The sequence below is a fragment of the Bosea sp. 685 genome (genome assembly GCF_031884435.1).
Lineage (GTDB): Bacteria > Pseudomonadota > Alphaproteobacteria > Rhizobiales > Beijerinckiaceae > Allobosea.
On sequence record NZ_CP134779.1, the window covers coordinates 5472854 to 5484915 of the forward strand.

General features: G+C 69.1%; 6 protein-coding genes. All 6 read left to right on the forward strand.

What is annotated here, in order from left to right:
• Window positions 1-2 precede the first annotated feature (2 nt).
• The 6 genes from RMR04_RS26845 (at window position 3) to RMR04_RS26870 (ending at window position 11964) form a co-directional block, all read left to right on the forward strand.
• Window positions 3-2405 carry a cellulose biosynthesis cyclic di-GMP-binding regulatory protein BcsB gene (locus RMR04_RS26845; RefSeq protein WP_311911581.1) on the forward strand — a complete coding sequence of 801 codons (2403 nt, stop codon included), beginning with the start codon at window positions 3-5 and terminating at the stop codon, window positions 2403-2405.
• Window positions 2402-3508 carry a family 8 glycosyl hydrolase gene (locus RMR04_RS26850; RefSeq protein WP_311911582.1) on the forward strand — a complete coding sequence of 369 codons (1107 nt, stop codon included), beginning with the start codon at window positions 2402-2404 and terminating at the stop codon, window positions 3506-3508. The genes RMR04_RS26845 and RMR04_RS26850 overlap by 4 nt, the downstream gene beginning before the upstream one ends.
• A gap of 5 nt (window positions 3509-3513) precedes the next feature.
• A complete protein-coding gene (locus tag RMR04_RS26855; RefSeq protein WP_311911583.1) occupies window positions 3514-5310 on the forward strand; it encodes a hypothetical protein in 1797 nt (598 codons plus the stop codon).
• A gap of 12 nt (window positions 5311-5322) precedes the next feature.
• The gene (gene bcsN, locus RMR04_RS26860; RefSeq protein ID WP_311911584.1) at window positions 5323-6294 is read left to right on the forward strand and encodes a cellulose biosynthesis protein BcsN; all 972 of its coding nucleotides are present in this window, start codon (window positions 5323-5325) and stop codon (window positions 6292-6294) included.
• A gap of 48 nt (window positions 6295-6342) precedes the next feature.
• A complete protein-coding gene (locus tag RMR04_RS26865; RefSeq protein WP_311911585.1) occupies window positions 6343-8622 on the forward strand; it encodes a response regulator in 2280 nt (759 codons plus the stop codon).
• A 120-nt stretch (window positions 8623-8742) separates the two neighbouring features.
• On the forward strand, window positions 8743-11964 hold the full coding sequence (locus tag RMR04_RS26870) for a PAS-domain containing protein (RefSeq protein WP_311911586.1): 3222 nt from the start codon (window positions 8743-8745) through the stop codon (window positions 11962-11964).
• Window positions 11965-12062 lie beyond the last annotated feature (98 nt).

A 12062-nucleotide genomic window follows, 5' to 3' on the forward strand; every position in this document is an offset into this window, starting at 1 on the left:
CCATGAGGCACGGACCCGCCTTCGCCGCCTGCCTTGCCGGCGTCGCACTCCTCGCTACGGTCGCCGTCCGCGCGCAGAGCTTCGTCGGCGTTGGCCCGGTGCGCAGCTTCGTGCTGCCGACCGAGCCCCGCGGCGAGTCCGCGCCCGTGCCGGCCAGCGTCTCCGGCGTGCCCACCCCCGCTCCGCGCAGCGAGATCCTCGCGACCGACGCCCTGCGCCGGCTGCCGGCGACACTGCGCGGCTTCCGCTTCAACGGCGAATGGGCGCAAGCGGAATGGCCGGTCTACCTAACCAAAGCGCAGGCGCGCCAGCCGGCCAGGTTCCAGCTCGCCTTCCTCTCGGCGATCTCGGTGATGCCCGAGGGCTCGCGGTTGAGTTTGGCGATCAACGACAAGATCGTGGCGCAAACCGAACTCGCCCCGCCGGATTCGGTCGCCACCCGCATCTTCGAGATTCCCGCGGGGCTGCTGAACGCCGGCTTCAACGCCGTTAAGATCACGGTCGAACAGCGCCACCGCGTCGACTGCTCGCCGGCTGCGACCTATGAGCTCTGGACGGCGCTCGACCCCGCGCGCAGCGGACTGCTCTTCACCGGCGGTTCCTCACGCCTCGGGCCAGAGACCCCGGCGGACATCGCCGCAATTGCCCCACGCGGCGACGGGGCCACACCGATCCGCCTGCTGCTCGCCGGCAAGCTGACACCGGAGAGCGCCGGCCGGGCCATCAGGGCGGCGCAGATCGCGACGCTGGCCGGACGCATGCAACATCCGGCCATCGAATTCGTCACGACCGGCCGCGCCGACCCCGGCCTTGAACTCGCGATCGGGACCGCCGAAGAGCTGAGCGGCCAGGCCAATCTCGCCGATCTCGGCCCGGTTACCGGCCCGCGCTACGGCTTCCTGCCGGCCCGGCCCGAGCGCGCCGCCACCTTCGTCATCACCGGCACGAGCCCCGCCGATCTCGACGAGGCGCTGCGGCGCTGGGACAGCGAGCGGAGCTCGACTGCGGCATTGACGGGATCATCGGCCGGCCTGCGCGCGCTCTCCACCCTGCCCGGCTTCGTCGCCAGCGGCGCCTCCGAGCGCATCGTCTTCAGCCAGACCGGTTTCGCCAGCACGGAGTTCTCCGGTCGGCTGATGCGGCTCAGGCTCGACGTGGCGCTGCCCGGCGATTTCCTGCCGGCCGATTACGACCGCATGACGCTGAGCCTGGCCGGCTCGCATGGCCGCGACCTGTCCCGCGACGCCCATGTGCTGGTCGAGGTCAACGGCCGCAATGCGGCGACGCAGATGCTGGCGCCGGGTGCGGCCGGCTCGCTCGAACGCAACCAGATCTTCCTGCCGCTCAGCCTGATGCAGCCCGGCCAGAACCGTATCGAAGTGCTGGCCCAGGTGCCGAAACCCGCCGACGAGACCTGCGTCTCGCCCAGCGCCAGCGAGACCCGGCTGCAATTGCTCGACCGCAGTGAACTGGTGTTGCCGCGCCAGGCGCGGATCGGCCGCTCGCCGGAACTGTCTCTGCTTGCGGCCGGCGGCTACCCCTTCAGCCGCGAGGGCGCACGCCCGATCCTGTTCGTGCCGGCCCCCGACCGCCCCAGCATGGCCGCCGCCGCGACGCTCGCCGCCCGCCTTGCCGTCGCCGCGGGAAAGCCGATCGATTTCACCTTCACGATGACGCCGCCCACCAGCGATGCCGGCGAGGTGCTGCTCGTCGCAGCCGCTCCGCTGCTCGATCCGGCCTGGATACGTGGCGCCGGGCTCGATCCGGAACGGATCAGGACATCGTGGCAACCGACACAGACCGAGCGGCGCGCACTCCCCTCCGAGGCCGAGGCGCTGGCCCGGCGCTGCGCGCTGCCGCCGGCGCGGCTCGCCACGCCCGTCGGCAGCGAGCCGAAGCCTGAGGCCGCGAACGGCTTCACTGTGCTCGGCCTGCGCGCGAGCCTGCCGGCGCTGCCCTTCTGGCAGCCGGCCGAGCCTCCCGGAGCCGGCTCCGAGGCCGAAATCGTGACCGGCCGTACCGCGCTGCTGGTCGGCCAGGACTTCGCCTCGGAGAAGGACTTCTCCTCGAGCAAGGCCGGCCATCTCTGGACCCTGATCACAGCCGCCGATGCCGACACGCTCCTGGCCGGTGTGGAGTGTCTGACGCATCCCGAAATCTGGAGCGGGCTCAGCGGCCGGATCAGCGCGCTTGCGAGCGACGAGACGCTGCGTTTCGTGCCCGCCGGCGAGCGCCAGCGCTTCGTGGCGACGCAGGGCTACGACCTCGCCAATGCCCGGCTCGTCGCCGCCGGCTGGCTCTCGCTCAACCCGCTCGCCTATGTCGGGATCGCGCTGGCGCTGGTTCTATGCCTTGCCGCCTCGACGCTCCTCCTCGTCCTCAACACCGGCAGGAGGCAGGAATGACCGCCATCTGGCGCGCTCTGGCCCTCGCGGCCGGGATGCTGATCCTGATCGCTGCGCCCTTTGCCCGCGGCCACGCGGCCGAAAGCACGCGCGACACCATCGCCCTGCACAACATGCTGCCGAACAAGGAAGCCTGGCGCGCCTATAAGAGCCGCTTCGTCAGCGAAAGCGGCCGTATCGTCGATACCGCCAACGGCCAGATCAGCCATAGCGAGGGCCAGGGCTACGGCATGCTGCTGGCGGTCGCGGCCGATGACCGCACCGGCTTCGAGGCGATCTGGGGCTGGACGCGCGCCAATCTGTTCGTGCGCGGCGACGAACTCGCCGCCTGGCGCTGGGAGCCGGACAAGCGCCCCGCCGTCGCCGACATGAACAATGCGACCGATGGCGACCTCCTGATCGCCTGGGCGCTGACCGAAGCGGCGGAAGCCTGGGGCGACCTCTCCTACCGCATCGCCGCCCGGCGCATCGCCGTCGAGATCGGTAGCAAGCTGATCCTGCTCAAGAGCAGCCATGGCGCATTGCTGCTGCCCGGCATGGCCGGCTTCTCAGCCGAGGATCGCGCCGACGGGCCGGTGCTGAACCTGTCCTATTACGTCTTCCCCGCCTTCGCCCGGCTGCCGCTGGTTGCCCCGGAATTCGACTGGGGCGGCCTCTCCCGCGCAGGGCTCAGGCTGATCGAGAAGGCCCGTTTCGGCCCGGCCAAGCTGCCGAGCGACTGGATTTCCCTGAAGAGCGGCGAGCCGCTGCCCGCCGATGGCTTCCCCGCGCAGTTCTCCTACAACGCCATCCGCATCCCGCTCTATCTCGCCTGGGCCGGCTTCGACCAGCCGCGCCATCACGAGGGCTTCCTTGCCGCCTGGGACAGGCGCGAGGGGCGCGGCCTGCCGCTGATCGACCTGGCGCGGGGTCAGGCCACACTCTGGCTCGATGAGCGCGGATATGGCGCGCTGCCGGCGCTCAGCGCCTGCGCCAGCAAGGGCACTGCACTGCCCCGCGCTTTGCGCACGCCGCAGGCGGGCGAGAACTACTACCCGGCGACCCTGGCCCTGCTCGCGCTCACCGCCGCCCGGATGAGGTATCCGTCATGCCTGCAGGACTGACCCCCATGTTCAGGCTGAGCCTGGCCGCCCTGCTCGCCCTGACGCTGTCGGCGGCGGCGCAGGAGCACAACGTCGACGAGACTGCCTTGCGCTTCTATGCGGCGCAGGGACAGGTCAAGCGTGCCGAGGCCGAAGGCAGGCGGCTCGCCGCCCTGCATCCCGGCTGGACCCTGCCGGAGGACATCTGGACAGCGCGGCCGGGCCAGGCCGACGAGAAGCCGCTCTGGGCCCTGTTCTCGGCCGACGACATCGAGGGGCTGAAGCGCACCATCGCAGAGCGCAAGCGCACCGAGCCCGGCTGGCAGCCCTCCGACGATCTCGCCCGGAAACTACGTCACAAGGAGCTGCGCAAAGCCGTTCTGGCCAAAGCCGGCAGTGCGCAATGGCTCAGCGTCTCCGAGCTCGCCGGTGATTTCGGCAAAGGCAGCGACGTCGACGATGTCGAGCTTGCCTGGGCGGTGGCGGAAGGTCTCGCCCGCAGCGACCGCCAGCCCGAGGCCTTTGCGCTCTACGGCGCGATCCTGACCCGCCGCAGCAACCCGAGAGAGCGCAGCGCCACGATCCAGAAGGCGATCGGCCTCTTGCCGATGGTCGATGTCGAACTCCTGCTGGCGATGGGCAAGACCGATGCCGCGGGCGCACCGGAATTCACCGCATTGGCGCTCGACATCACGCGCGGGCGGATTGGCGCGGTGCTGCATGACGAGCGCAAGAGCGCGCTCGACCCTGCCGAGCTTGCCGCCTTCGAGGCGCAGGCGCGGGCTTCCGAGAACGCCAACGAGGCGGCGCTGGTGGCCTGGCTCGCCCTCAAGCAGAACCGCCCAAGCGACGCGCTCGGCTGGTTCAAGCTCGCGATCGCGCGTGGCGGCGACGCCATGGTGGCGCATGGGCTCGCCCATACCCTGCTCCGGCTCGGCAAGCGCCGCGAGGCCGAGGAGGTCGCCTTCGCCTGGCGTGAGCCGCTGGTGAACAACGCCATCCTGTTCATCGATGTGCTCGAAGGCGAACTGACACAGCCGAGCCCTCCGGCGATCGAGCCCGAGCGGCTTTCACGCTATGCCCGCGTCACGCTCGACAGCCGCTCCGGCGAGGGCGCACAGGCGCTCGGCTGGTACGCCTACAACGCCTGCCAGTTCGAGACCGCGCTCGACTGGTTCCAGCGCGCCAGCGCCTGGCTGCCGAAAGAGGCGACCGTCTATGGCCAGGCACTGGCCCTGCAGCGGCTGAAACGCGGCAAGGACCTCTCCGAGCTCATCAACCGTTATGACGGACTCTTCCCCAAGGTGGTGGCGCTCGCCTTGCCGGATCCTCGCAGTGAAGCGCCTGGCCCCTGCGATCCACAGCCTGCGGCGCGGACGGCCTCCTACGATGCGGGCCGCTCCGGCCTTATCGCCACGATCCGGGTTCCGCAGCCGGCCGGCACCATCGTTTCCGATGCGAGTCTGGCGATGAAGCGCGCCGGTTTCCCCACTGCCGTCTCGCCCGAAAATCCGCTGCGCTATCCCGAGGCCGCTCGCAGCAGCGACACGCTGCGCCCGCGCGCCGCGGAGGCACGCCCGCTGGTGGCGCGCCGCGTCGGCGGAGTCGCGTCCATGCCTTACGAACCATTCGGCTTCACCTTGCTGCCCGGCTGGAACGGACAGACGGCCCCTAACGACATCGCCACCGCCGAGCGCGCCCCGGCGCGCGGGACGCTCTGGGCCGAGACGGCAGGCCAGACTCAGAGGGCAACCAGAACCGGCCAGACGCCGGAGCGCGAATCCAGCCCCGCCGACGCCGCCGCCAACCGCTTCCGGCGCTGAAGAGAACCGATCATGAGCCCTTCCTTCCCCAGCCGCCTCAGGCGCGCGACCTTCGCCGCACTCACCGGTGTCGCGACCCTCTCGGCCGCGGGCTGTTCCCAGCCGCGCGACGCAGCCGCCACGCAACCGCTCGAATCACTGGCCGGCGCTCCCGCCGCCGCGACCTGGAGCGCATTGCAGCCCGAGGCCGCGTTGCTGTACCTGCCCGACCGACGCGATCGCGCCACGGCACTGCGCGAGCAGCGCCCGACGCAGGGAGTGATGCAGGAGATCGAACTGCCGGCTCGCGGCGGGACCGGACGCAACCTGCTGACCCTCGCGGTCCATAGCGCCACCCCAGTGCCAGGGCTGTTCCCGGGCAAACCGAGCGAGGCCGGCATCAAGGCCGAAATCGCCGCGGCCTTTCCCGGGCGGGCGCTACGAATCGTATCCCAGCCGCGCCGCAACGGCTTCGGCCCCTACGGACTCGCCGTCGCCACCGGTCCCGACGGGCAGCGCTGCGTCTATGCCTGGCAGTGGCTCGAGCGTGACGACAAACGTGTGCGCGACGCACTCGGCGGCGCGGCCTCCTGGCGCGCCCGGATCTGTCGCAAGACGCAGACGCTCGACGAGATCGCCGCCGCGCTCGACGAGATCGCAATCGGCCTGCAGCCGGACATTGCGAACGCGCCCGCGCCGAGCCCGGCCCGTGCGGCCAACCCCACCAGGACGCGAGCCGCGCAGCCGGCGCCGGCGACCCGGCAGGCAAGATCAGCAGAGCCGGCTGCCGCCCTGCCGAGCCCGGCTCCCGACGGGCAACGCTATCTCGCCGCCGTTTCGTCCGCACAACGCCCCCCGGCCGGCCCAGTTGGCGCACAGGCCATGCTCGACCAGAGCCTGCCGGCCGAGGCTTATCGCGGCCCGATGGCTCGCACTGCCCAAATACCGCGCCCGGCGCTGCGTGAAGCCGCTGTGCCGCGCAGCGCCATCCCCGTTCCCGACTGACACGCAACCGATCCGACGACGACACACGCACTCCTTGAAGGTACCCTCATGACCCGCCGCATTCTGCTGATCGAAGATGAGCCGCTGTCGCAGGACATCATCACCGCGCTGCTGCGCGGCCAAGGCTATGCCGTCGATGTCGCCACCGATGGTTTTGCAGCTCTCGACCGGGTCCGCGCGGTCCACTACGACGCCGCGCTGATCGACTACCACCTGCCCGAGATGGACGGCTACGCGCTCGGCCGGCTGCTGCGCGAACAGCATCCCAGCGGCGATACGGGTCCGGTCCTGATCGGGCTGACCGCCGACCGCAACGGGCTTGCAGCCCGGCGCGGCTCCGACGCGGTCTTCCGCGCCATCCTGCCCAAGCCGATCAAGCCAGCCGAGCTGTTTGAAGCGATCGAGCGCCTCTGCGACACAGCCGGCAGGCCCTCCTCCGCCGAAACGCCTGCCCAGCCCGGCGACGCCCGCGGCGCGGCGGCGGCGCTCTGGCGCAGCCACGGCCTCGGCATGCCGCCGCGGGCCTGCGCCAGCCCGGCACCGACGATCGAGCAATCATCCGCGCTGATGCTTTGCTTCGAGCTGGTCGAACCCGAACAGGCGCAATGCGTCGTGCTGCTGGAGCGGCACGGCATCAACGAGGCGCTGCGCATCGCCAAGCTCGGCCGGGCTAAGCCACGGCCGATCATCGGCCTGAGCCAGGACCATGCTGATATCTGCGACAGCCTGTTCCGCGTCGATGATCCCGCCTCCTGGAAAACGCTCGCCAACATGCTCGGCGGCGTGGCGCCGGGACCAGCCGCTCGAATCCAGACGATGCCGGCACGCGTCGAACCAGCCGCCGTCGCTGCAGCGGTTGCCGACGATTCAGCTGCAGACGACATCGCGGCAAGCGACATCGTGATGGAGGAGGCCGAGTCCAAGAAGGCCGAGCCCGAGCACGCCGCGTCCCGCGACATCGGCAAGGCTCACCCCGACATCGCCGGCTCCATCCTGCGGACATTGCTGCTCAGCGGCGTCCGTGCGCCGCTCGACGCGCTGCGCGGCGAGCTTGCCGCGCAGCAGCGTTCGCGGGAGGCGTCCGATCCGGGGCAGACCCTTCCGGGGCAGCTCGCCACCCTGGACTCCGTCCTGCTGATCACCGGCACGATCGCCGACGCCTTGAACATGCCGGCGGCACGGACCCGCGAGGCCGCGATCTTCGACCCCGCCGAACTCGCCGAGAACGCTCTGGCGATGATCCGCGATTCGCGGCCGCCTGGCGCCGTGCGGCTGTCATGCCGGATCAGCGACAGCGTGCCACGCCTGCTGCGCGGCGACGTGCACCGGCTGAGCCAGGCCGTTCTGACGCTGCTCGACGATGCCTGCTCCGGCACTGAGCCGGCCATGCTGGCGCTGCACCTCGGCTTCGATGCCGAGCAGGGTTCATTGACGCTGCGGCTGAGCCATGAAAGCGGGACAAGCGAGCCCGCGCAAAACGAGGGCGTCGTCGCGCTGTTGCGGAATCTGCGCCTGACGATGTTGGGACGCCTCGTCCAACTGATGGGCGGAACCCTCTCGCAGGATGGAGGGCAGGTGCTGCTGACCGTTCCGTTGGAAAACGAGGCCAATGCGCCCGCGCAACAGGACAATAACCAGGCCAGCGAGCCCGCTCATGTGCTGCTGATCGACGACGGCGCGACCAGCGGCCAGGTGCTGACCCTGCTGCTCACGCAGAAAGGCCACCGGGTCTGCCGCGTCGGCGACAGCGAAGCGGCGCTCTTCGCTTGCCGCAATGCGCGGCACGACCTCGTCATCTTCGACCTCGCCAGCGGCGTCGAGGCGCGGCTCGCCTCGCTGGAATCGGTGCGCCAGTTCCAGACCTCGCAGGCCGATGTGCCGGCGCTCGTCCTGGCCAATGCGTTCTCGACGCAGGAGGAGGCCCGCCTGCGCAGCTGGGGTGTTGCACTCACCTTGGCCAAGCCGTTCTCGCCGGAGGCGCTCGGCAATGCCGTCGCGGCCTGCCGACTGAAGCGGGCCGAACCGACGCGCCCCGCGAGCGCAGCGATCGACACCCGCGTGCGCGATGCGCTGGCTCAGGCGCTCGGCGACCAAACCGTAGAACGCCTGACGGGCCAGCTCTTGGCGCAGATCGAGGCGTTGACCGACGGGTCGGAGATCACGAGCGAGGCGACGAGTCGACTGGTCGAGCTGTCGGGCTGCGCCTCCGTGCTGGGGCTCGCGGAGCTGGCGACGCATTGCGCGGCGCCAACGGGCGGTGTGGCGATCCACGGCGCGCTGCAACGCCTGCGCACCACGCTGGAGACGCAGCGGCTGGCCGCTGCTTGACGTCTCGTTAACCATATACGTGCTTGCGTCGGCACTCGGGAGTGGTGCGGGCAAAGGGCTCCGCGAGGGAAAGCGCGGATGACCATGGGGCAATCCAGGAGGGGCCGGAGAAAGCTCCTGGTGCCTGCCATCCTCATCGGCGTCATCCTCGCGAGCGTGCTGCTGCTCTCCGTCACCGGCTGGCTGGTCTGGCAATCCCGCCAGCGCGCCATCCAGACCGCCGTGACGGCGAACGAATCCCTGGTCTCCGTGCTCGAACGGCACGCGGCACAGATGATCGACCCGATCCGGATCGTACTGAAGACGGCGGGCCAGCAGCTCGGCCCTGCTCCGGGCGATCGAAGCCGGCACAATATGCTCGATGCCTGGCTCGCCGACGTGGCACGCGATCTGCCGCAACTGCGCGCGGTCGGCGTCTTCGACACCAGCAACGGCACATCGGTCTACCAATTCATACGCTCACGCGACCCGAGCGAGGCCGCGTTGAAGGCTTTCGCCACAGCTGCCTCGCGCCTTACGGGCGACGGCGTCCAGATCGGAGACGCCGTTTTCGACGACGCCAGCGGCCATTGGCTGTTGCCGATCGGGAGCGCCATCCCGCCCCGCCAAGGCATCGGCGGCCATATCGTCATGGCGCTCGTTTCGCTCGATCACCTTCAGGAACTCTACGCCTCGCTCGACACCGGACCGAACGGAACGGTGGTCCTGTTCCACAGTGATGGCTCCGTGCTGGTGCGCCATCCCTACGACCCGAGCCGCGTGGGCCAGAACATCCAGTCCGGCAGCCTTTTCGGCACCCATCTGTCGAGCCGGAACAGCGGAACCTTCCAGGCGCACTCCTCTATCGACGGCGTCGAGCGGATCATCAGCTTCCGCCGGCTCGAAGCCGCCCCGCTTGTGGCCGTAGTGTCGCGCTCGGTCACCGATGTGCTGGCGAAATGGCGCCAGGAGCTATCTGTCGATTTCACGGTGTCGGGGCTGTGCGCCGTAGCGCTGCTCGGCCTCGGCCTGCTGCTGATCCGCGTCGCGCAGGAGCGCGACAAGTCCAGCAGCTACCTCGATGTCACCCTGGCGCATATGGAGCAGGGCCTGCTTATGGTCGGCCCCAACCAGCGCACCAAGGTCTACAACCGCCGCGCGCTCGAGCTCCTCGATCTGCCGGAAGAGCTGATGGCGCGCCGGCCCCATTCGACAGAGGTCTTCGCCTACCAGGTGGCACGAGGGGAGTTCGCCGAGACCCCCAACGATCTGCATGGCAAGATCATCCGGCAGATCCTGTCGGAGACGCCGCATTGCTACGAGCGTACGCGGCCGAACGGCACGGTGCTGGAAATCCGCACCACACCGCTGCCCGATGGCGGCGCGGTCAGGACCTATACCGACATCACCGAACACCGCAGGGCGATCGACGATATGAACGCCAGCACGGCCTTCGCCAACTCGTTGATCAATTCAAGCCCCGACTGCATCCAGCTGCTCGACCTTGACGGCCGTGTCACCTTTATCAGCGATCTCGGCCAGGAGCTCTTCGAGATCCAGGATTTCGAGGCTATTCGCGGCCGGCCTTTCGCCGATTTCTTTGCCAAGGAGCATCGCAGCCGGATCGAGCTCGCCTTGCGGCGCGTGCGCGATGGCCAGACCGACCGCTTTACACGGATGTGCCCGACGCTCGGCGGCGTGGTGAAATGGTGGGAGTTCATCATCACGCCCGTGCATGAGATCGGGCGCGGGCCCGAACGGCTTTTCGTGGTTGCCCGCGACATGTCGGCGCAGCAGGCTCATGCCGAGGAGCTTAGCCGCGCCAAGGAAGCGGCCGAGCGCGCCAGCCTCGCCAAGACCCAGTTCCTCGCCTCGATGAGCCATGAGATCCGCACGCCGCTCAACGCCATCCTCGGCTTCGCCACCCTGGCTCGCGAGCGCCAGGGCCATGACCAGGAGCTGCGCCGGCAGATCGAACTGATCCAGAAGGCCGGCGAAGCGCTGCTGACGATCATCAACGACGTGCTCGACCTCTCCAAGATCGAAGCAGGCAAGGTCGAACTCGAGGAACGGCCACTCGACCTGCGCGGCCTCGTCTCCGACTGCCTGTCGCTGACCCACGGCTTGGCGACGCTGAAGGGCCTGGCGCTGGACTGCGTCGTCGATCCCGCGATCCCGGCGCGGGTGATCGCCGATGAAGCCCGGCTGCGGCAGATCCTGCTCAATCTTTTGAACAATGCGGTGAAGTTCACGCCGTCGGGCTCGGTCAGCCTGTCGGTCACCCCGGCACCCCAAGCCGGTCACATGGTGCTGGCGGTGAGCGATACCGGAATCGGCATCGCTGCGGACCGCCTGCCACATCTGTTCCAGGATTTCGTCCAGGTCGACGGCTCGATCAGCCGGCAGTTCGGCGGCACGGGGCTCGGGCTTTCGATCTCACGACGCCTGGCCGTCCTGATGGGCGGCGAAATCGGCGCCAGCAGCGTCTTCGGCCAGGGCTCCATCTTCCAGATTACTCTGCCAATAACCGAGGCAGGGATCGAGACGCCGCCATCGGCGGCGATCGAGACGCCTTCCGCGATCACCGCGACGCCGCGGCGGATCCTGCTGGTCGACGACCTCAGCATCAATCTGGAGATTGTCGGCGCGATGTTGGCGAAGGCTGGCCATCACGTCTCCTTCGCCAGCAGCGGCCCGAATGCGATCTCGGCCTATCGCGAGCAGCGGCACGACATGATCCTGATGGATGTCCAGATGCCGGACATGGACGGACTCGAGACCACCCGCCACATTCGCGAGCTGGACGCGCAAGGCCGCAGCGTACCGGTGATCGCGCTGACCGCGAACGTCTTTTCGCAGCAGATCGCGAGCTACCGCCGGGCCGGCATGAACGACCATCTCGGCAAGCCATTCCGTCGCGCCACCTTGTTGGCCATGATCGATCGCTGGACCGGCGACGGCGCGCCGATACGCGCATCCCGGATGGAGATAGCCGCTGCGGCGCCAATGCTCGACCAGGATTGCCAGGACGAGCTCGCGCGGCTGATCGGAACCGAGAAGGTCCTGGAGCTGCTGACGCGCCTGGCCGAAGACCTGCCGAGACGCCTGCGCTCGGCCGCTTCCGACGCGTTGCGGGCCGATGCCCATGTCATGGTCTCGACCGCCGGCCTGCTCGGCTTCGCGCAGCTGTCGGCGACAGCGCGCGAACTCGAACAAGCGATCGATGCCGAGGACGACATCGCGCCGCCGCTGGCGCAGCTTCTGGCCGTCAGAACAGCGACCATGCAGGAAATGAGGACGGTCATGTCGCGGCTTGCGCCCGACATGGAATTTGGCAGCAACACGTTCAATCTAAAGGGCTGATCCGTCCCTCTGTAGCAATCTCCGATCCAATTGGATCGTTCAATTGCTCCAGCTGATCGTCGGCAGGCTCATGCTGGCGCATCGACGCCGCCTGCTGC